This window comes from Kitasatospora sp. NPDC004669, assembly GCF_040609455.1.
In the GTDB taxonomy this organism is placed as follows: domain Bacteria; phylum Actinomycetota; class Actinomycetes; order Streptomycetales; family Streptomycetaceae; genus Kitasatospora.
The window spans coordinates 1-20736 of record NZ_JBEXKB010000014.1 but is presented as its reverse complement, the minus strand read 5'-3'; the positions used below and the strand labels follow the sequence as shown (position 1 = coordinate 20736).

The 20736-nt window shown below is 70.8% G+C and carries 14 protein-coding genes; 8 read left to right on the top strand and 6 right to left on the bottom strand.

Features of this window, described 5'->3' with window-relative positions; all coding sequences use genetic code 11:
• The first annotated feature begins 159 nt into the window (after positions 1 to 159).
• Positions 160 to 2901, top strand: coding sequence for an alpha-glucan family phosphorylase (glgP, locus tag ABZW30_RS14490; protein ID WP_355671425.1), 2742 nt, complete (start codon positions 160 to 162; stop codon positions 2899 to 2901).
• 135 nt (positions 2902 to 3036) lie between these two features.
• On the opposite strand, the gene ABZW30_RS14485 is transcribed toward glgP, so the two are convergent.
• The 3 genes from ABZW30_RS14485 to glgX form a co-directional block, all read right to left on the bottom strand.
• Positions 3037 to 4884: an ABC transporter ATP-binding protein gene (locus tag ABZW30_RS14485; protein ID WP_355671424.1), complete on the bottom strand. Its 1848-nt coding sequence runs from the start codon at positions 4882 to 4884 to the stop codon at positions 3037 to 3039.
• Positions 4881 to 6719, bottom strand: coding sequence for an ABC transporter ATP-binding protein (locus ABZW30_RS14480; RefSeq protein ID WP_355671423.1), 1839 nt, complete (start codon positions 6717 to 6719; stop codon positions 4881 to 4883). Before ABZW30_RS14480 ends, ABZW30_RS14485 begins: the two co-directional genes overlap by 4 nt.
• 122 nt (positions 6720 to 6841) lie before the next feature.
• Complete coding sequence (gene glgX / locus ABZW30_RS14475; RefSeq protein WP_355671422.1) at positions 6842 to 9070, bottom strand: glycogen debranching protein GlgX; 2229 nt, start codon at positions 9068 to 9070, stop codon at positions 6842 to 6844.
• A gap of 242 nt (positions 9071 to 9312) precedes the next feature.
• Between glgX and ABZW30_RS14470 the strand changes: the two genes are divergently transcribed.
• The 5 genes from ABZW30_RS14470 to ABZW30_RS14450 all read left to right on the top strand — a co-directional run bounded on the left by ABZW30_RS14470 (position 9313) and on the right by ABZW30_RS14450 (position 15520).
• Positions 9313 to 10548, top strand: coding sequence for an Ig-like domain-containing protein (locus ABZW30_RS14470; protein WP_355671421.1), 1236 nt, complete (start codon positions 9313 to 9315; stop codon positions 10546 to 10548).
• Between the two features lie 177 nt (positions 10549 to 10725).
• The gene (locus ABZW30_RS14465; RefSeq protein WP_355671420.1) at positions 10726 to 11979 is read left to right on the top strand and encodes an RNA-guided endonuclease TnpB family protein; all 1254 of its coding nucleotides are present in this window, start codon (positions 10726 to 10728) and stop codon (positions 11977 to 11979) included.
• Between the two features lie 185 nt (positions 11980 to 12164).
• A complete protein-coding gene (locus ABZW30_RS14460) occupies positions 12165 to 13424 on the top strand; it encodes an Ig-like domain-containing protein (protein WP_355671419.1) in 1260 nt (419 codons plus the stop codon).
• A 184-nt stretch (positions 13425 to 13608) separates the two neighbouring features.
• On the top strand, positions 13609 to 14823 hold the full coding sequence (locus ABZW30_RS14455; RefSeq protein ID WP_355671418.1) for an Ig-like domain-containing protein: 1215 nt from the start codon (positions 13609 to 13611) through the stop codon (positions 14821 to 14823).
• Positions 14824 to 15043: 220 nt separating this feature from the next.
• Positions 15044 to 15520, top strand: coding sequence for an ATP-binding protein (locus ABZW30_RS14450; protein ID WP_355671417.1), 477 nt, complete (start codon positions 15044 to 15046; stop codon positions 15518 to 15520).
• A 296-nt stretch (positions 15521 to 15816) separates the two neighbouring features.
• Here ABZW30_RS14450 and ABZW30_RS14445 read toward each other — a convergent pair whose 3' ends face one another.
• The 3 genes from ABZW30_RS14445 to ABZW30_RS14435 form a co-directional block, all read right to left on the bottom strand.
• On the bottom strand, positions 15817 to 16656 hold the full coding sequence (locus tag ABZW30_RS14445; RefSeq protein WP_355671416.1) for a hypothetical protein: 840 nt from the start codon (positions 16654 to 16656) through the stop codon (positions 15817 to 15819).
• Between the two features lie 210 nt (positions 16657 to 16866).
• Complete coding sequence (locus ABZW30_RS14440; protein ID WP_355671415.1) at positions 16867 to 17055, bottom strand: DUF397 domain-containing protein; 189 nt, start codon at positions 17053 to 17055, stop codon at positions 16867 to 16869.
• A complete protein-coding gene (locus ABZW30_RS14435) occupies positions 17052 to 17864 on the bottom strand; it encodes a helix-turn-helix transcriptional regulator (RefSeq protein WP_355671414.1) in 813 nt (270 codons plus the stop codon). The genes ABZW30_RS14440 and ABZW30_RS14435 overlap by 4 nt, the downstream gene beginning before the upstream one ends.
• Positions 17865 to 18028: 164 nt before the next feature.
• Here ABZW30_RS14435 and ABZW30_RS14430 point away from each other — a divergent pair, with 164 nt between their 5' ends.
• Positions 18029 to 18478, top strand: coding sequence for an ATP-binding protein (locus tag ABZW30_RS14430; protein ID WP_355671413.1), 450 nt, complete (start codon positions 18029 to 18031; stop codon positions 18476 to 18478).
• A gap of 144 nt (positions 18479 to 18622) precedes the next feature.
• Positions 18623 to 20623: a ricin-type beta-trefoil lectin domain protein gene (locus ABZW30_RS14425; protein ID WP_355671412.1), complete on the top strand. Its 2001-nt coding sequence runs from the start codon at positions 18623 to 18625 to the stop codon at positions 20621 to 20623.
• The last annotated feature ends 113 nt before the right edge of the window (positions 20624 to 20736 follow it).

Genomic DNA, 20736 nt, shown 5'->3' with positions numbered 1-20736 from the left:
AGTTCACGTATTGGTGGCGCGACGCCCCGGAATGTGCGCCTCGCGCGCCCCCTGTGCAGACCAGTGCGCCGAATGCGATCTCATCAATAGGCCGAACGGATGCCCAATAGCTCACTTGACCCACTGACAGGGCGATCCCGAAGGCTACGCTTCACGCCTGTGAAGGCAATCCGCAGATTCACCGTCCGCACCGTCCTGCCCGAACAACTCCAGCCGTTGCACGAGCTGGCCCTCAACCTGCGCTGGTCCTGGCACCCCGAGACCAGGGACCTCTTCCGGTCCGTGGACCCGGAGGTCTGGGCCGCGACCGGCGAGGACCCGGTGCGACTGCTCGGGGAGGTCCCGGCCGCCAGGCTCGCCGCGCTCGCCGCCGACCGGCGGTTCCTGCGCAGACTCGGCGACCTCGCCGACGACCTGCGCGAGTACCTCATCGGGCCGCGCTGGTACCAGACCCGGCTGGAGGCCGACGCCACCCCGCCACCCGCCGCGATCGCCTACTTCTCGCCCGAGTACGGCATCGCCGCCACGCTGCCCCAGTACTCCGGCGGCCTCGGCATCCTGGCCGGCGACCACCTCAAGGCGGCCAGCGACCTCGGCGTGCCGATCATCGGCGTCGGGCTGTTCTACCGGCACGGCTACTTCCGCCAGTCCCTCAACCGGGACGGCTGGCAGCAGGAGCGCTACCCGCTGCTGGACCCGGACGAACTCGCGGTCAGCCTGCTCCGGGAGGCCGACGGCACCCCCAGCCGGATCGACCTCGCCCTGCCCGGCGGCCGCACCCTGGCCGCCCACATCTGGAAGGCCCAGGTCGGGCGGGTCCCGCTGCTGCTGCTCGACTCCGACATCGAGGCCAACTCACCCGCCGAACGGGACGTCACCGACCGGCTCTACGGCGGCGGAAGCGAGCACCGACTGCTCCAGGAGATGCTGCTCGGCATCGGCGGCGTCCGGGCCGTGCGCGCCTACTGCCGGCTCACCGGCCACCCCGCCCCCGAGGTCTTCCACACCAACGAGGGCCACGCCGGCTTCCTCGGCGTCGAACGCATCCGCGAACTGGTCGCCGCCGGCCCGGCCGAAACCGACACCGCCGGCCTGGACTTCGCCGCCGCCCTGGAGTCCGTCCGGGCCGGCACCCTGTTCACCACCCACACCCCCGTCCCGGCCGGCATCGACCGCTTCGACCGCGAGCTGGTCGCCCGTCACTTCGGCGGCGACGCGGCGCTGCCCGGCGTCCCGGTCGAGTCGGTGCTCGGGCTCGGCGCCGAGACCTGGCGCGGCGGGGACCCGAAGCTGTTCAACATGGCCGCCATGGGCCTGCGGCTCGCCCAGCGCGCCAACGGGGTCTCCACCCTGCACGGTGAGGTCAGCCGCTCGATGTTCAACGGCCTCTGGCCCGGCTTCGACCCAGCCGAGGTGCCGATCACCTCGGTCACCAACGGCGTGCACGCCGCCACCTGGATCGACCCGGCGGTGGTCCGCCTCGGCGCCGCCGAGATCGGTGTCGACTGCGCCGAGGAGGCGATGACCACCGGCGAGACCCAGCGCTGGACCGGCCTGGAGCGGATCGGCAACACCGAGATCTGGGACCTGCGCCGCAGCCTGCGGGCCCAGCTGGTGGACGAGGCCCGGCGCCGGCTGCGTGCCTCGTGGCGTCAGCGCGGGGCCGGCGAGGCCGAGCTCGGCTGGGTCTCCTCGGTGCTCGACCCCGACGTGCTCACCATCGGCTTCGCCCGCCGGGTGCCCTCGTACAAGCGGCTCACCCTGATGCTGCGCGACCCGGACCGGCTGCGCGCCCTGCTGCTGCACCCCACCCGGCCGGTGCAGATCGTGGTCGCCGGCAAGGCCCACCCGGCCGACGACGGCGGCAAGCGGCTGATCCAGCAGATGGTCGCCTTCGCCGACGACCCGGCGGTGCGGCACCGGATCGTCTTCCTGCCGGACTACGACATGGCGATGGCCCGGCACCTCTACCCGGGCTGCGACGTCTGGCTGAACAACCCGCTGCGCCCGCTGGAGGCCTGCGGCACCTCCGGGATGAAGGCCGCGCTCAACGGCTGCCTCAACCTGTCCGTCCTGGACGGCTGGTGGGACGAGTGGTACGACGGCCAGAACGGCTGGGCGATCCCCACCGCCGATGAGGGAAGCGGCGTGCTCGACCCGGAGAGCGGCGAGGCCGAGCGGCGCGACGACATCGAGGCCGCCGCGCTGTACGACCTGATCGAGGAGCAGGTCGCCGGCCGGTTCTACGACCGTGGCACGGACGGGCTGCCGCACCGCTGGATCGCCATGGTCCGGCACACCCTGGTCACCCTCGGTCCCAAGGTGCTGGCCGGGCGGATGGTGCGCGAGTACGTGGAGCGGCTGTACGCCCCGGCGGCGCTGGCCGAGCGGGAGCTGAGGGTGGAGCTCCCGCCCCGGGCCGAAGGAGGCGTCGGCGCCGGGTCCGAGCGCCCGGAGGCGAGCGGGCGAGTCACGGCCGCCCATGAGCTGGCGCTCTGGAAGGCGAAGGTCCGGGAGGGCTGGCCGGCCGTGCGGGTCGAGCACGTCGAGGCCGACTGCTCGGCCGAGGCGCAGGAGCTGGGCAGTTCGCTGGCGCTGCGGGTGCAGGTCGCGCTCGGGTCGCTGGAGCCGGGCGACGTCGAGGTGCAGGTGTTCTCCGGCCGGGTGGACGAGAGTGACGGCATCTCGGACGCCTCGGTGCTCGCCCTCAAACCGGTCGGCGGTCCGGACCTGGACGGCCGCACCCGCTACGAGGGCTCGCTGGAGCTCTGCCGCACCGGCCCGTTCGGCTACACCGTCCGGGTGCTGCCCGCGCACCCCCGGCTGGCCTCCCCGGCCGAGCTGGGGCTGGTCGCCCTCCCGGCGGAGTCGGCGGGGATGGACGCGGGGCTGCTGCGCTGACACCTGCGGGTGCCGACACCGTCCGCTGAGGCTGCCGAGGGACGGCGGCCCGGCCGCGCCCCCAAGGGGTGGCGGCCCGGCCGGGTGCGTGACGGCGCACCCGGCCGGGCACATTCGTGGGCCCGGCGACACGCACTAGACCAGGCTGTCCCGCCAGGCCTGATGGAGGGCGGCGAAGCGGCCGGAGCCGTCGATCAGTTCCTGCGGTGAGCCGTCCTCGACGATCCTGCCCTGGTCCATCACCAGGACGCGGTCGGCGATCTCCACGGTGGAGAGCCGGTGCGCGATGATCACCGCCGTCCGGCCGGCCAGCACGGTGCGCATCGCCCGCTGGACGGCCTGCTCGCCCGGGACGTCCAGGGAGCTGGTGGCCTCGTCCAGGATCAGCACGGCCGGGTCGGCCAGCAGGGCACGGGCGAAGGCGACCAGCTGGCGCTGGCCGGCCGAGATCCGGCCGCCGCGCTTGCGCACATCGGTGTCGAAGCCGTCCGGGAGCGCGGTGATGAACTCGTGGGCGCCGATGTCGCGGGCGGCCTGCTCGACCTCGGCCCGGGTGGCGCCGGGGCGGCCGATCGCGATGTTCTCCGCGACGGTGCCGGAGAACAGGAAGGACTCCTGGGTCACCATCACCACCCCGCGCCGCAGTTCGGGGGTGGCGAGGTCGCGCAGGTCCACCCCGTCCAGCCGGATCCGGCCGTCGGACGGGTCGTAGAAGCGGGCCAGCAGCTTGGCGACCGTCGACTTGCCCGCGCCGGTCGCGCCGACCACCGCGACCGTCTGCCCGGCCGGGATCAGCAGGTCGAAGGGCGGCAGCACCTCCTTGCCGGTGCGGTAGGCGAAGCGGGTCCGCTCGAAGGAGACCTCGCGGCCCTTGTCGACGGCCTGCGGCAGCTCCACGGGCTCGGCGGGCTCGGCGACGGTCGGCTCGTGGGCCAGCAGGCCGGCGATCTTCTCCAGCGCCGCGGCGGCGGCCTGGTAGCTGTTCAGGAACATTGCCAGCTGGTCGATCGGGTCGAACAGGCGGCGCAGGTAGAGCACGAAGGCGGTGAGCACGCCCAGCTCCAGCGCGTCGTCCACCACCAGGTAGGCGCCGAGCAGGACGACGCCGGTGGTCCAGAGGTTGGCGGTGGCGCGGGAGAGGCCGACGTAGCGGGCGAGTTCCAGGAATCCCTCCGCGTTGGCGGTGGAGGACTGCGAGTTGACCACGGCGAAGGCGGCGTCGTTGCTCTTCTCGCGGCGGAAGGCCTGCACCGGGCGGATGCCGTTCATGGTCTCGGTGAAGCGCACGATCATCGAGGCGGCGGCGGTCCGCGAGCGGCGGTAGACCCGGCGGGAGCGGGTGCGGAAGGAGTGGGCGATCAGGGCCAGCGGCAGGATGGAGAGCAGCGAGGCCAGGCCGAGCCGCCAGTCCAGCACCACCAGCAGCACCGAGATGTAGCAGACCGACAGGAAGACGGTCAGCAGCTCCTGGAGGCCCTCGGAGAGCAGCTCGCGCAGCGCGTCGATGTCGCTGGTGGCGCGGGAGATGATCCGGCCCGAGGTGTAGCGCTCGTGGAAGTCCAGGCTGAGCCGCTGGGCGTGCCGGAAGATCCGGCCGCGCAGTTCCAGCAGGATGTCCTGGTTGATCCGGGCGCTGATCTTGATGAACGCCCACTGCAGCAGCGGGCTGAGCAGCGCGCAGAAGAGGTAGCCGGCGACCACCGCGACCAGCGGGCCGGAGTCGTGTTCGCGCAGGGCCGGGATGCCGCGGTCCATCGCCACGGCGACCAGCAGCGGGCCGGACTGCAGCGCGGCCTGCTGGACCAGGATCACCACCATCGCGGCGGCGATCCGGGCCCGGTGCGGGCCGAGCAGCGAGCGCAGCAGTGCCCTCGGCGCGCCGGGCGGGACGGGGATGTCCTCCTCGTCGCCCGGGGGCGGGGGCAGCTCCTCCTCGACCGGCTCGACCGGTTCGGCCTGGGCGGGCTTGGCAGTGGTGGTCATCGGGTGCGCCCCCTGTCCGAGGTGAAGAGGCCGTCCGAGGCGAAGGGGCCGTCCGGCACGAGGGCGGCCCCGCCCGACATCAGTTCGCGGTAGTGCGGACAGTCGCGCAGCAGCTCCTGGTGGGTGCCGACGGCCTCGATCCGGCCGTCCGCGAGCACCGCGACCCGATCGGCGAGCAGCACGGTGCTGGGGCGGTGGGCGACCACCAGGGCGGTGGTGGAGCCGAGCACCTCGCGCAGCGCCCGTTCGACCAGCGCCTCGGTGTGCACGTCGAGGGCGGAGAGCGGGTCGTCCAGGACGAGGAAGGCCGGCTCGCCGACCACCGCGCGGGCCAGTGCGAGGCGCTGGCGCTGGCCGCCGGACAGGCTCAGGCCCTGCTCACCGACCTCGGTCTCCATCCCGGCCGGGAGCTTGTCGACGAAGCCGGCCTGGGCGGTGGTGAGGGCGGAGCGCAGCTGCCGCTCGTCCGCGCCGGGGGCGCCCATCAGGACGTTCTCCCGGACGGTGGCGGAGAACAGGGTGGGCTCCTCGAAGGCCACCGCGACCAGTTCGCGCAGCTTCTCCCGGGGCAGCTCGCGGATGTCCCGGCCGTCCAGGGTGATGCGGCCGGCGGTGGCCTCGTACAGCCGGGGAAGCAGTGCGGTGAGCGTGGTCTTGCCGCTGCCGGTGGCGCCGACCAGGGCCATCGTCTCGCCGCTGCGGATGTGCAGGTCGATGCCGGCCAGCAGGTCGGGGCTGTCGACGGGGGCGTCGGGGTAGCGGAAGCGGACGCCGGTGAAGCGGATGCCGTCCGAAGCGCCGAGCTCGGTGGCGGTGCCCGGGTCCTCGGTCTCGGGTTCGTCCATGACCTCGAAGAAGCGGTCGGTGGCGGTGGCGGCCTCGTTGGCGTAGGCGAGCAGCCAGCCGAGCGACTCGACCGGCCAGCGCAGCGCGAGCGCGGTGGAGAGGAAGGCGACCAAGGTGCCGGCGCTCAGCTCGTCGTGGGCGACCAGGTAGGCGCCGACGGCCAGGGCGCAGCCGAGGGCGAGCTCCGGCAGGCCGACGATCACCGCCCACAGGTTGGCGAGCAGATGGGCCTTGCGCAGTTCGGTGCGGCGCAGCCGGTGGGACTGTTCGCGGAAGTGTTCGGCCATCGAGCGGTGGCGGCCGAAGGCCTTGAGGATGCGGATGCCGAGGATGGACTCCTCGACCACGGTGGCGAGGTCGCCGTTCTGGTCCTGGGCGCGCCGGGCGGCGCCGGAGTAGCGGGACTCGAAGCGCCGGGTGAGGACGAACAGCGGCGCGGCGGGTAGCAGGACGATCAGGGCGAGCCGCCAGTCCTGGGTGAACATCACCACGGTGCCGGCCAGGAAGGTCACCGAGTTGACGACCAGGAACACCAGGGGGAAGGCCAGGAAGAGCCGCATGGCGTTCATGTCGGTGGTGGCCCGGGAGAGCATCTGGCCGGAGCCCCAGCGGTCGTGGAAGGAGACCGGCAGCCGCTGGAGCTTGGCGTAGAGGTCGGCACGCATGGCGGCCTCCAGCCGGCCCAGCGGGCGGGAGAGGACCACCCGGCGGGTGTAGAACAGCGCGGCCTCGACCATGCCGAGGAGCAGCAGCAGGCCGACCGGCGGCCAGAGACCGGCGAGGTCGCGCTCGGCGAGCGGGCCGTCGATGATCCGGCCGAGCACCACCGGGACGGCGAGGGTGCTGAGCATGGCGAGCGAGGCGGCCGACACCGAGACGGCGAGCCGGCCGCGCACGGCCCGGGCGTAGGGCCACAGGCGCAGCAGGGAGCGGACCGTGGAGCGGTGGCTCCCGGTCACGACGTCATCGTCTTGTCGGTTCTCGGTCATCGCGGTGAGGGTAAGCAGAGAGCCCGTCACTTCTCATCCGGTTTTCGCTCCTGTCGGCGGTGTCCGGCGAGAATCGGCCACCCGGATGGGCGGGACGCGGGCGGGGAGCAGGGCGGGGCCGGTCATGCCGTCGGCTGATCCGGATCTCCGTGGGTGGGCGCGCGCAGCAGTTGGAGCGAGCGCCCGCCGAGCATCACCGCGCCCCGCGGGTGCGGCTCGCCCGTGCCTGCGGCGGCCGTGTCGACCACCGTCTCGTACGCGGCCTCCGGTGCCGCCCAGGGCTCGCCGGGCAGGGTGAACACCACCGGTTCACGGCCCGCGTTGAGCAGCAGCAGGAAGCTGTCGTCCCACGACGGCCGCCCGGTCTCGTCCCGTTCGGACATCGCGCTGCCGGAGAGCAGCATGCCGAGGCAGGCGGTGGGGGCGAACCAGTCCGCCTCGGTCATCTCCTTACCGAGCGGGGTGAACCAGGCGAGGTCCGGCTGGCCGCCGGGGGTGCTGGCCCGGCCGGAGAAGAACGCCCGCCGGCGCAGCACCGGGTGGGCGCGGCGCAGGCGGATCAGCCGGGCGGTCAGCTCGCACAGCTCCCGCCAGCCGGGCTGCTCCAGCAGTGACCAGTCGAGCCAACTGACCTCGCCGTCCTGGCAGTAGGCGTTGTTGTTGCCGCCCTGGGTGCGGCCCAGCTCGTCCCCGGCGGTGATCATCGGGACGCCCGTCGAGAGCAGCAACGTGGCCGTCAGGTTGCGCAGTTGGCGCAGCCGCAGGGCGTTGACCTCGGGGTCGGTGGTCTCGCCCTCGGCGCCGTGGTTCCAGGAGCGGTTGTCGTCGGTGCCGTCCCGGTTGGCCTCGCCGTTGGCGTCGTTGTGCTTGCGGTCGTAGGAGACGAGGTCCCGTAGGGTGAAACCGTCGTGCGCGGTCACGTAGTTGACGGAGGCGTACGGGCGGCGGCCGCCGCGCTGGTAGAGGTCGGAGGAGCCGGAGAGCCGGTAGCCGAGTTCGCGTACGTCGGGGCGGGCGCCGCGCCAGAAGTCCCGTACGGTGTCGCGGTACTTGTCGTTCCATTCGGCCCACAGCGGGGGGAAACCGCCGACCTGGTAGCCGCCCGGGCCGACGTCCCAGGGCTCGGCGATCAGCTTCACCCGGCTGAGGAGGGGGTCCTGGGCGACGGCGGCGAGGAAGGGGTGCTCCATGTCGACCCCGTCCGTGCCCCGGGCCAGGGCGGCGGCGAGGTCGAAGCGGAAGCCGTCCACGCCCATCTCGGTGACCCAGTAGCGCAGCGAGTCGGTGATCAGCCGGATCACCTGCGGGCGGCGGGTGTCCAGGGTGTTGCCGCAGCCGGTGTAGTCGGCGTAGCCGCGCGGGCGGTGCGGGGCGAGGCGGTAGTAGGCGGCGTTGTCGATGCCGCGCAGCGAGAGCGCCGGGCCGAGTTCGGCGCCCTCGGCGGTGTGGTTGAACACCACGTCGAGGATCACCTCGATCCCGGCGGCGTGCAGGGCGCGGACCATCCGCTTGAACTCGCCGACCTGGCCGCCGCGGGAGCCGGAGGCGGAGTAGCCGGCGTGCGGGGCGAAGTAGCCGATCGTGTTGTAGCCCCAGTAGTTGACCAGGCCGCGGGCCTGCAGGTGGTCCTCGCTGGCGTACTGGTGCACCGGCAGCAGTTCGACGGCGGTGACGCCGAGGCGGGTGAGGTGGGCGACGGCGGCGGGGTGGGCCAGGCCGGCGTAGGTGCCGCGCAGGTGGGGCGGGATGTCGGGGTGGCGCATGGTGAAGCCGCGGACGTGGAGTTCGTAGAGCACCGTCTCGGCCCAGGGGGTCTTCGGACGGTGGTCGTCGTGCCAGTCGTCGTCATCGTGGACGACCACGGATCGGGGCACGTAGGGGGCGGAGTCGCGGTTGTCCCGGACGGTGTCGGCGACGTCGGCCTCCGGCCAGTTGCGGACGGCGGAGCAGGCGGCGTCGTGGGAGGTGTAACAGCCGTCGACGGCACGGGCGTACGGGTCGAGCAGCAGCTTCGCCGGGTTCCAGCGGGCGCCGGTCCACGGGTCCCAGCGGCCGTGCACCCGGAAGCCGTAGCGGGCGCCGGGGCGTACGCCGGGGAGGAAGCCGTGCCAGATCTGGAAGTCCTGCTCGGTGAGGCGGTGCCGGTTCTCCCGGCCGTCCTCGTCGAACAGGCACAGGTCGACGGCTTCGGCGCCGCCCGCCCAGAGCGCGAAGTTGGTGCCCTGGCCGCCGCTTCGGTCGGTGCGGAAGCGGGCGCCGAGCGGCTGCCAGCTGCCGGGCCACGGTGGCTCGGCGGTGTCCGGACCGCCGTTCGGCCGTACCCCGGCTTCCAGCTCCTGCCCTGACGCCATGGCCGCACCCTCCCTGGACGGGGTGTCCCGGACCCCGTTCACCTTCTCTTTCCCGGATTGAGGGGGGAGGAAGCCGCTGAACGGGGGCTTACCGGCGGATGGCGGGCGGGGGGTCGCGTGCGGGGTGGGCGGGGGAGCGGGCCCGATTCCGTGCCGCTGTGCGTGTCCCCGCCGGGTTCGCCCTCGTTGTTCCCGGCGTCGGACGCTCCAGGCGTCGGACTCGAGTAGTGGGAGGCCCCGTGATGCGGCGCCGAGTTCGGTTGTGGGCGCGGCGCGCGGTGGTGGCGGGCTGGTGCCTCGCGGTGCTCACGGGGTGCCGCGGCGGTGGTTCCCCGGCCGCCCCGGCGCAGGACCGGGCCGCGCCCGGCGCGTCGTACACCCCGCCCCCGCCGCCGTCCCGGACGGTGCTCACCGCGCTGCCCGCGGACGGCGCCCAGGACGTGCCGCCGGAGGGCCCGGTGCGGGTGAACGCCACCCAGGGGCGGCTGGTCTCGGTCCGGCTGGCCGACGCCAAGGGCGTCGAGCTGCCCGGCACCATCAGCCCGGACGGCGCCGCCTGGGCGCCGGACGGCCCGCTGCCGCTCGGCACCGCCTTCACCCTGGACTCGGTCGCCGAGGACGACCAGGGACAGCGGGCGGCCCAGCACTCGGCGTTCTCGACCGCCGCCCGGGCGCACACCTTCGTCGCCTTCTTCACCCCGGAGGACGGCTCCACGGTCGGCGTGGGGATGCCGGTCTCGCTGCGTTTCAGCCGCCCGATCACCGACCGGGCCGCGGTGGAGAAGGCCGTCCAGGTCACCGCCGACCCGCCGGTGCCGGTGGCCGCGCACTGGTTCGGCAACCAGCGCCTCGACGTCCGCCCGCAGCGGTACTGGGCGGCCGGCACCAAGGTCACCGTGGCGCTGCGGCTCAGGGACGTGCAGGGCGCGCCGGGCGAGTTCGGCACCCAGAGTCGGGACCTGCACTTCACCGTCGGCCGGGCGCAGGTCTCCACCGTCGACCTGGACGCGCACACCCTGACCGTCCGGGCCGGGCAGGGCGGCAAGGTGGTGCGGGTGCTCAAGGTGTCCGGCGGCAGCCCCGACCACTCCACCTACCGGGGGGTGATGGTGGTGTCGGAGAAGTACAAGCTGACCCGGATGAACTCGCAGACCGTCGGGATGGGCGACGAGTACGACATCAAGGACGTCCCGCACGCGATGCGGCTGACCACCTCCGGCACCTTCCTGCACGGCAACTACTGGGCCGACCCGGGGGTGTTCGGCACCGCCAACACCAGCCACGGCTGCATCGGCCTGGCCGACACCAAGGGCGGCACGAGCAAGGACACCCCGGCGGGCTGGCTGTTCGAGCACACCCTCCCGGGGGACGTGCTGGAGGTGAAGGCCTCGGCCGGGGACTTCGTGCCGCCGTCGAACGGGCTGGGCGACTGGAACGTGCCGTGGGACCAGTGGGTGGCCGGGAGCGCCCTGCGCTGACCGCTCGCCGTCTTCACCCGTTTTCTCCCAGGATGTCTCGGCCTTCAGGCCGGGGAGATGGGGGTCCCCCGCCCGGAGGGTGGGGGAGGGGTCTTGGCGCGGAGCGGCGAAGCGGCGGAGTGATCTTCGGAGGTTCTGACGTGGGCCGTTGTCAGTGCCTGTCGGTAGGTTGATCGGGTGCACCTGAGGTACTCCTATCGCATCTACCCGACGGCGGGTCAGCGTGCCTTGCTGGCCCGGACGTTCGGGTGCGCGCGGGTGGTGTACAACGACGCTCTCGCGGCGCGGAAGGAAGCCCGCAAGGGCGGCCAGCCCTACCCCAAGAGCGCAGACTTGCAGAAGGTCGTGATCACGGCGGCGAAGAAGACCGCCGAGCGGGCTTGGCTCGCCTCGGTCGGGGTGGACCCGCTGATCCAGTCCCTTCGGGACCTGGACACGGCTTACCGGAACTTCTTCGACTCGGTGTCCGGCAAGCGCGCCGGTCGGCCGGTTGGGCTGCCCCGGTTCAAGTCGAAGCGTGACACCCGGCAGTCGCTGCGCTTTACCCGCAACGGGTTCCGCATCCGGTCCAACGGGAAGCTGAACCTGGCGAGGATCGGGGATGTGCGGGTGAAGTGGTCGCGGGCACTGCCCGCTGACCCGTCGTCCGTGACGGTCGTGCTGGACCCCTCCGGGCGTTACAGCGCCAGTTTCGTCGTGGATGTGGAACCGGGCCACCTGCCCGAGGTCGATGCCGAGGTCGGCATCGACCTCGGGCTGACCACCTACGCCGTCCTCTCCGACGGCACAGTGATCGACAACCCGCGCTTCCTGCGCAAGGCGGAGAAGAAGCTGAAGGCCGCGCAGCGGGAGCTGTCCCGCAAGGCCAAGGGGTCGAAGAACCGGGCCAAGGCCCGCATCAAGGTCGCCAAGGCGCACGCCAAGGTGGCCGACACCCGCATGGACTGGCTGCACAAGCAGACCACCAGGATCATCCGTGAAACCCAAGCGGTGTACCTGGAGGACCTGAACGTGTGCGGCCTCGCCCGGGGCCGCCTGGCCAAGTCCGTCCACGACGCCGGATGGTCCACCTTCCGGCGTCTCCTCGAAGAGAAGGCCGCTCGGTACGGGCGCACCATCGGCATCGTGCACCGCGCGTACCCGTCCTCCCAGCTGTGTTCGGAGTGCGGGCACCGTGACGGCCCCAAGCCGCTCGCGGTCCGCGAGTGGGCCTGCGGTGCGTGCGGTGTGCTGCATGACCGTGACCTCAATGCTGCTCGCAACATCCTGGCCGCCGGGCAGGCGGACAGGCTAAACGCCCCTGGAGGGCCGGCAAGTCCTGGCGTGGCGATCCCACGCCAGGCACGGCCCGTCGAACGGGGAACCCACCTCGGCGACCAGCGGACCACGGGTGCCCGTGCCGCAGGCGCGGGAGGAATCCCCATCCATTAGGGCGGGGAGGATGTCAATCGGACGGCCCAGTTATCCTGCTCCGGCGCGTCGGGGTCGCTCCGAGCCGCCGGGTCCGAGCGCCCCGGAGGCGGGTGGGCGAGTAGCGGCGCGAAAGATCGGCGCCCGGTGCAACTCATGGGGGCACTCAACGCGTCAAGAGAGTGGACACCGGGAGGGGAGAATCCGTGAAGACGGGTAAGGCGGCCGGCGCCGCGATACGCACCAGCAACCGCTACGGGCGCAGGGGTGCGATGGCGTTGGTCATGGGTGGAGTGCTGCTGCTCACCGCGGCGTGCAACGACGACAAGGGCGGTACGTCGGGCGACGCCGCCGCGACGGCGTCGGCGGACGCGAACGGGACGGCCGCCCCGGGAGGCAACGCGGCCGCGCCGAAGGCCTCGGCGGCCGTGGTCGCGGTCGAGCCGAAGGACGGCGCCCAGGACGCCGCGCCGAACGCGCTGCAGGTGTCCGTCTCCAAGGGCAAGCTCACCACGGTCGAGGTGACCGACAAGAACGGCAAGCCGGTCGAGGGCGCGATCACCCCGGACGGCACCGGCTGGAAGCCCTCGACAGGGCTCGCGGTCGGCATGGCGTACAAGGTGAACGCGCAGGCCAAGGACGACGCCGGGCTGGTGTCCGCGTCGACCACCTCGTTCACCACGCTCACGCCGGAGAAGAAGGTCTCCACCAACGACAACATCAGCGACGGCGCCACCTACGGCGTCGGCATGATCGTCTCGGTGAACTTCAGCAAGAACGTCAAGAACAAGGACGCCGTCCTCAAGGGCATCTCCTTCGAGGCCAGCGACGGCACCACGGTCAAGGGCCACTGGTTCGGCGACAACCGGCTGGACTTCCGCCCGGAGAACTACTGGAAGCCGGGCACCAAGGTGACCCTCAAGTACCGGCTGAAGAGCGTCGAGATCGCGCCGGGCGTCTACGGGGACGTGGACAAGGACGAGCCGTTCACCATCGGCCGCTCACAGATCTCCACCGCGGACGCCAAGTCGCACCAGATGACCATCGAGCGGGACGGCAAGAGCACCACCGTGCCGATCACCGCGGGCGCGGACGCGACGCCGTCCTGGGGCGGGACGATGGTGATCATGGAAAAGGACAAGGTCACCCACATGGACTCGCACACCGTCGGCCTCGGCGGCGAGTACGACATCAAGGACGTCCCGCACGCGATGCGGCTGACCTCCTCCGGCACCTTCGTGCACGGCAACTACTGGGCCGACCCCGCCCCCTTCGGCAAGGTCAACAAGAGTCACGGCTGCATCTCGATGGCGGACGAGAAGGGTGGCAGTGACAGCTCGGTCGCGGGCAAGTTCTTCAACGACTCGATGGTCGGCGACGTCGTGAAGATCGTGAACACCAAGGAGAAGACCGTCGCGCCCTCCAACGGGATGGGCGGCTGGAACATCTCCTGGGCCAACTGGTAGGCCCGGCAGGTTTATCGCCGAGCGGCCCGAACCTCACCCGTTGGGGTCGGGCCGCCCGGTTTTCGGGGCAAGAAGCCCCTCGAATGGCGCAACCTTTCCGATGGCCGGGCGCGTGTAGCGGTCGGGTCCTCCGGTCGGTCGGGTGCGTCGGGGGCCACGGGGAGTTCTGAGGGAGGAATCGACGTTGAGGTCGATACGCAGGGTGGTGGCCGTCGGTCTGGTCGGCGGGGCGATGGCGCTGACCGCGGCCTGTGGCGGCGGTGACGGGGGCGGGAGCGCGGCGAAGGCCGACCTGGGGGCCGGTGCGGCCGCCTCCAAGCCCGGCGCCGCGACGGCCAGTTCGGCGCCGAAGGTGTCGGCGGCCACGGTGAGCATCGAGCCGAAGACCGGCGCGGTGGACGTGGCTCCGGGTGCCCTCAAGATCGGAGCGGCCGGCGGCAAGCTCACCACCGTCAAGGTGAGCGACAAGACCGGCGAGGAGGTCCCCGGCACGATCGCCGCGGACGGTGCCAGCTGGACCCCGTCCACCGGTCTCTCGGTGGGCACCGCCTACCAGGTCAGCGCGATGGCCGCGGACGCCAACGGCGTGGTCGCCACGGCGGACAGCAGCTTCACCACGCTGACCCCGGAGGCGCTGGCCAAGGCCGCCGACAACGTGGACGACAACGCCACCTACGGCGTCGGCATGATCGTCTCGGTGGACTTCAGCAAGGACGTCAAGAACAAGGACGCGGTCGCGAAGGGGATCACCTTCGAGACCAGCGACGGCACCGCGGTCAAGGGCCACTGGTTCGACGACCGCCGGCTGGACTTCCGCCCGGAGAACTACTGGAAGCCGGGCACCAAGGTGACCGTGCACTACCGGCTGAAGAACGTGGAGATCGCCCCCGGGGTGTACGGCAGCGACCGGGACGAGCCCTTCACGATCGGGCGATCCCAGGTCTCGACGGTTGACGCCGCGACGCACAAGATGACGGTGGTCCGGGACGGGCAGTCGAGCAACATCGACATCACCTCCGGCTCGGAGGAACACCCCACCTGGAACGGGACGATGGTGGTCATGTCCAAGGAGGGCACGGTGCGGATGCAGTCCACCACCCTGCCCGGCATGACCGGCTCGCCGTACGACCTGCAGGTGCCGCACTCGATGCGGCTGACCACCAGCGGGACGTACGTGCACGGCAACTACTGGAGCGACGCCTTCGGCGAGGACAACGTCAGCCACGGCTGCGTGGGCCTCAAGGACGTCAAGGGCGGCGGGGACGGCACCTCGATGGGCAAGTTCTACGACAGCTCGATCGTCGGGGACGTGGTGATCGTGAAGAACTCCACCAAGAAGGAGACGCTCGACCCGTCGAACGGGCTGAGCGGCTGGACCGTGCCGTGGAGCCAGTGGTAACCGGCAGGTAGCGGCGTCTTGAGGTCAACCCGGGCTTGACGAGTGCAGGCCCGGGTTGACCCTTTTCCTGCCCCGGGCATATGCCAACTCCGGGGAGATCGTTTGCTCATTGTCCGTACGCGGCCGCTTGCGTTCCGCAATGATGGACCGCATGGCGGGTTGGGGCGAAACAGATCAGTCATCGGTTCCCGGGGCCGGCGCGGTCGCGGAGTCGTCGTGGATGGACGTGCGGAGCGCGCTCTCGGCGCTGGAGCGGCTCAGCTCCGAGGAGTTGCAGACGATGTATTCCGGCAGGCTGTGCGATCAGTCCGCGCCGAACGAGGTGCGGTTGCCCTCCCGGCCGGAGTCGGGCCCGGTGGCCCGCAAGCTGGTGTTGGACGTCCTGGAGTCCTGGGACCTCCACCGGCTCCTGGAGGCCGGGGAGTTGCTCACCAGTGAGCTGGTCTCCAACGCGGTGCGGCACGCCGCCGGGCGCACCATCGGACTCCATGTCAGCCGCAAGCCCGGGTGGCTGCGGGTCGAGGTCCGCGACTCCTCCCGCGCGCTGCCCTGCATGATCCTCGCCGAGGCCAAGCCGGTGAACGAGCGCGGCCGCGGGCTGAAGATCGTCGACGACCTCGCGGACCGGTGGGGTGCGGACCTGCTGCCGCGCGGCAAGGGCGTCTGGTTCGAGCTGCGGGTGCGTGAGCGGCACTGAGCGAGCGGCACTGAGCGGACGGTACCGAGCGGACGGATTCGGCCCCGGATACACGCAGGGCCCCCGGGCTCGCCGTGTTCCGGCGGATGGGGGCCCCTGCAGGTCATCGCGCCGGCCAAGGGGGTGCGTGCCGCGCGATGGGCGTCGGCAGTGCCAGGTCGGGCCCGCCGAAGTTCAATGCCTTGACTATCGCACGGATCTCAGCATATGGGCAAACCAGGCGTCTTGGATTGCAAGGTTTGTAACCTACTTCACCTTTAGATTTTGCATAGGTTAACGCCGCAACCTGTGAATATTCATGATCGCGATGATGTGATCACCGCTTGGCGGGCGCGCGCAGCATGTGCGCGAACGGCGGCGGGGGAGAGGCGTTGGTGCGGCGGTAGGGCCTTGGGGGTGCCGCGGCAGGTGCGGCAGAGGCCGCCGAGGAGGGCGTGCGGGCGGCAGGGGGTGCGGCAATCGGTGCACTCGGCGATGCGGGTGACGGGCGAGGCTGTGGGGCGTTCCGGTGGCATCTTGTCGAGCAGGCGGCGGCGGGTGAAGGCCGCCGGGCTGTGGACCGGGGTCGGCAGGCCCGCCGTGAGAGCCGCCGTGAAGAGGGCGGGGGTGGTGCCCCGGGCCAGCCACTCGGCGGCGAGCGGTTCGAGGGCCTCGCAGTCGGCGGCGGAGAGGGCCAGGCGGGTGTCCGCGATGCCGAGGCCGGCGAGGGCGGCGTAGGCGGAGGAGGGCGGGGTGGCCCTTCGCTCCTCCGGGGGATCGGGTGTCGAATCCGTTGACGCCTCCGACGCCCCTGGCGCCTCCCCGGTGGCGAGGAAGTGGTTCCACCAGGCGTCGCTGCGGGGCGTGCGGGAGAAGTAGGTGCGGAACACCCACTGGGGCCGGTCGGCGTTCACGCGCTCGCGGACGCGACGCAGGTGACCTGCGGTGGAGAGGTTGTTGAGGGCCGTACGGACGGCCATCTGCCCGAAGAGGGGCTGGTAGACGGCGAGGGTCTTGACGTCCATCGCGGCGCCGTCGGGGAGGTGGTTGATCAGGCTGGCGAGGTACGCCTCGCGGACCGGGAGGTGCGCGAAGTCGTCGGCAGCCGGAGGGAGTTCCCCCGGGGCGGTCTGCTTGCCGTATCCGGGGGAGGCCATGGGGGTAGAGTCGTGGGTAGCCACTGGATCGAGTCCTCTTCGATCGTGATGGTCAGACCCCCGTTCGGTGTTGGTAGCACCGACGGGGGTTGTTTCGTTAGTGCGCACGCTACACGGAGGAACCGACTGTGGCGTAGTCATGACGATAAGTCATATCTGCTGCGCACTGGGGTGGTTGGAAGGTGGTTACCCACCCGTTCCACTAAGGGGTCACTCGGGCTTGGCGACTTGAGCTTCGGCCGCGAAGGCGACGAAGGCGGACCAGGCGCCGGGGGAGAAGGCGAGGGTCGGGCCGGCCTTGTCCTTGGAGTCGCGGACGTGGACGGCGGAGAGGCAGGGGGCCACTTCGATGCAGTTGCCGCCCTGCGAATCGCTGTAGCTGGACTTGAACCACTTCATAGTTCCTCCGCCAATGCTCTGATGAACGCTGCCGACTCCTCAATGCTGAGGGCCTGCGAGCGGATCATGCCATGGCGTTGTACGAGGATGCTCACCTGCGAGAGGTCGGCAGACAGGATCCCCGCGTACTGTCCTTCCACGTATCCGAGTAGCTCGTGCTCGGGCGTCTCAAGGACTACCATCGGTCCCTCCAGTGCGACATGGGCCACGCGGTTGGCTGGCAGCACCTGGATGGTGACATTTCGAAGCTTGCCAATGTCAAGCAGCTGCTCAAGCTGTCGCTTCATGATGCTGGTGTCGCCAACGAGTGCGCGGAATGCGGCCTCATAGATGACGAATCCGAACATCACCGTAGGTGAGCGGCGCAGCTTCTCCTGTCGCTGCATTCGACTGGCCACGCGAGCCTCGACAGTCTCGTCATCCAGCGGTGGGTACGAGTGGCTGATCTGCTCTCGGGCGTATTCCTCGGTCTGGAGTAGGCCGGGGATGAGCAGGGCTTCGTACGAGTGGATCGCAATGGCCTCAACCTCGGCATCTGTGTAGCCCTGCGAGTAGGACGGGAACTTCTCGGGCTTCAAGTAGTCCACCGCCCCGAGCAGCATCCCCCTTGCCTCGCACAGTTCATCTGCGACCGTGAGAAGTTGGAGCGACGGCTTCCGCCTCCCCGCCTCCATCGACCGCACGCTCTCGTAGTCGTAGCTCGACGCCTTGCACAACTCCTCGCGCGTGACCCCGGCTTGCTCCCGCCACCGCTTGATCTGATCGCCGCAGTACTTCCAGGCCATCGGGTTCTGCTTCGGCGTGGTCATCCCGAACCCCCTCATCGTCCCTGGTCGTCCAGCGGTCGACTCTCACGCTGTACCAACGGTGTGACTACTGAGGGTATGCCTGGCTTCCGGCTCTTGAAGGGTGAAATGGCCGAACTCAGCCCCTTGTGAGTGACGCCTGAAAGTCAACACCCCCAAGGACTCTGATGATCACTCGGCCCGTCGATGCCATCGAGTGGATGCTCCCCCGCCACCCCCGCACACCCGGCCGTGCCCGCATCCGTCTCCTCCGGCAGGCCTTCGACTGGCAGATCCACGACGAGTGCACCGAGGCCGCCATGCTCCTCCTCAGCGAGCTCGTCACCAACGCCTGCCACCACGCCTGTGCCCCGCGCGACCGCCTGATCGGTGTCCGCCTCCTCCTCCCCACTCTCTCCCTCCTCCGCGTCGAGGTCTCCGACGCGAGCCCCGCTCTCCCCGTCGCCCGCCACGCGGCCCCCGACGACGAGTCCGGCCGGGGCCTCGAACTCGTTGCCGCCCTCGCCACCTCCTGGGGCGCCCACCCGCGCGGGGAGGGCTACATCGGCAAAACCGTATGGTTCGAAATCGCCCTCCCCGCGCCTGCCGGGCCCGCCTCAGGGGATATCAATTCGTGATAACCGCGAGGCGCTTTCCGGGTGGTGCACGGAAAAGCGTCGGGCCCGTTTCGTCCCGGCCATATGGATATCGTCAACGGTCGCGCTGTGGCGGGATTTCGGGCCCTAACATCCATCTTTACCGAGAAGAAGGATGGTTTTGACGTGGAACCCCTGTCCCGCCTGAAACGCGCCCTGGCCTGCGGGGTCGCCGCAGTCGCCATGCTCGGCGGCCTGGTCGTTCAGGCCCCGACGGCGTCGGCGGCACCTCCCGTGGACACGACCTGCGGAACCCCGGCCTCGCCGGGTGGCGGCAACTGCATGACCGCGCTGATCAGTTCGGCCTTCGACATGATCAGGGGCATGCGCGCTGCCGCGAACAGCAACAAGCTGGACAACGCGGAGTTCACCCAGAGCACCGCGACGAAGTTGAGCCAGAAGTTCCCGGGGTTCAACGTCATGGTGTACAAGACGGTGGGCACCGACCTGTACGACACCGAATGGTTCAAGGGTGAGTACAAGGCCGACATGAAGGGGGTGCTGCTCGACACCACCTACAAGCTCAACCATTTCATGGACAAGGAGAAGAAGGAGCCGTCCGGCTACGACGTGTTCCGGATCTGGGTGTTCCAGGGGGACTCGACCTTCCGCAACCGGACCGACGGCGGCTTCATGAACTGGGCGTTCGTCGGCAACGACGGCGACAGCGTCAAGAAGGATTCGTGGACCTGCCGGTCGGGCACCGCGCGGCCCTACAAGTGCGACGGTGACGTGCGCACCATCCACTTCCCGGGGCGGTCCGGCTACGGCACCAGGACCGGCAGCCTGACCCCCGACTCCAGTCGCCCCGGCTACCACGCCTGCCTGGACGTCAGCGGCAACGGCACCGCGAACGGCACCCCCGTGCAGATGTGGGAGTGCAACGGCGGCGACGCGCAGCAGTGGACCTACAACGGGTACCGGCTCCAGGCGGCCAACGGCAAGTGCCTGGACCTGCCGGCCAACAACACCGCGAACGGGACCAAGCTCCAGGTCTGGGACTGCCTGGACAACCCCGGGCAGCGCTGGAACATGTCGGCCAGCGGCGGTTTCCGGCACCTGGTGGACCAGGAGGACCGGTCCAAGGACGTCTGCATCGACGACTTCAGCGGCCAGACCGCCAACGGCAGCCCGGTGGTGGCCTGGGGCTGTGGCTCCGAGGACAAGCGGGACGCGCCCAACCAGAACTGGGCCTGGGGCGGCACCCCGCCGACCACCAACCCGACCACGCCCGGCGGTGGCGGCGGTAGCAACGGCGCCGACGTGACCCTCAAGCTCGACGACGGGCTGGGCGCCGTCCCGGTCAACGGTTCCGCCGGCGCGTCGGTCGTCGCCGGGATCCGGGGTGGCAACGAGTCCAAGTGGAAGCTCACCCCGGTGGGTGGCGGTCGTTACCGGATCACCAGCTCGTACGGGCTGGAACTCACCGAGAACAGCAACTACATGGCCGAGCTCCAGCCGTGGAGCAACTCCTCCCAGCAGAAGTGGCAGCTCGTCCCGGTCGGCAACGGCAAGTACCAGATCCGGATCTCCGAGGACGACTGCCTCGCCCACGACGCCGACTTCAAGCAGCTCGGCGTGTGGACGTGCAAGTCGGGCTGGCAGCAGGAGTGGGTGCTGGAGGGTGCCTCCGGCGGTGTGATCACGCCGACCGACCCGACCACGCCGACGAAGCCGAAGCCCCCGACGACCGGTGGCGGTGGCGGTGGCGGTGGTGGTGGCGGTGCCAGCGTCCCGACCGAGCGGCCGCTGTTCCTGAAGCTGTCCAACGGGCTGGGCGCGACGGCACCCAACGAGACCGCCACCTGGGGCTCGCCGATCGTGGGCGGGATCCTGGGCTACAAGGGGTCCACCTGGACGATCAAGCCGCTGGGCGGGGACCGCTACCGGATCGTCAACGACCTCGGGTACAACCTCACCGAGAACCCCGACACCTACGTCGCCGAGCAGCAGGCGTGGGGCGACACCCCCAACCAGAAGTGGCAGTTCGTCAGCCTCGGCGACGGTAAGTACCGGGTCCAGATCGACGACGACAACTGCCTCGCCCACGACGCCGACTTCAAGCAGCTCGGTGTGTGGACCTGCAAGGACGGCTGGAAGCAGGAGTGGTCCTTCCAGCTCCGCTGATCGGCCCCTCCTGGCGCGGGGGGGGGGGGGGCCCGCGCCCCCCCCCCCCCCCCCCCGGCCCCCGCCCCCCGCCGCGCGGCCCCGGGCCCCGCCGGGGGGCGGGGGGGGGGCCC

Bases quoted from the DNA above. Each gene is read 5' to 3' on its own strand.
- ABZW30_RS14485 (WP_355671424.1), bottom strand. From the start codon at position 4,884: ATGACCACCACTGCCAAGCCCGCCCAGGCCGAACCGGTCGAGCCGGTC.
- ABZW30_RS14480 (WP_355671423.1), bottom strand. From the start codon at position 6,719: ATGACCGAGAACCGACAAGACGATGACGTCGTGACCGGGAGCCACCGC.
- glgX (WP_355671422.1), bottom strand. From the start codon at position 9,070: ATGGCGTCAGGGCAGGAGCTGGAAGCCGGGGTACGGCCGAACGGCGGT.
- ABZW30_RS14470 (WP_355671421.1), top strand. From the start codon at position 9,313: ATGCGGCGCCGAGTTCGGTTGTGGGCGCGGCGCGCGGTGGTGGCGGGC.
- ABZW30_RS14450 (WP_355671417.1), top strand. From the start codon at position 15,044: ATGGACGTGCGGAGCGCGCTCTCGGCGCTGGAGCGGCTCAGCTCCGAG.
- ABZW30_RS14445 (WP_355671416.1), bottom strand. From the start codon at position 16,656: ATGGCCTCCCCCGGATACGGCAAGCAGACCGCCCCGGGGGAACTCCCT.
- ABZW30_RS14440 (WP_355671415.1), bottom strand. From the start codon at position 17,055: ATGAAGTGGTTCAAGTCCAGCTACAGCGATTCGCAGGGCGGCAACTGC.
- ABZW30_RS14435 (WP_355671414.1), bottom strand. From the start codon at position 17,864: ATGACCACGCCGAAGCAGAACCCGATGGCCTGGAAGTACTGCGGCGAT.
- ABZW30_RS14430 (WP_355671413.1), top strand. From the start codon at position 18,029: ATGATCACTCGGCCCGTCGATGCCATCGAGTGGATGCTCCCCCGCCAC.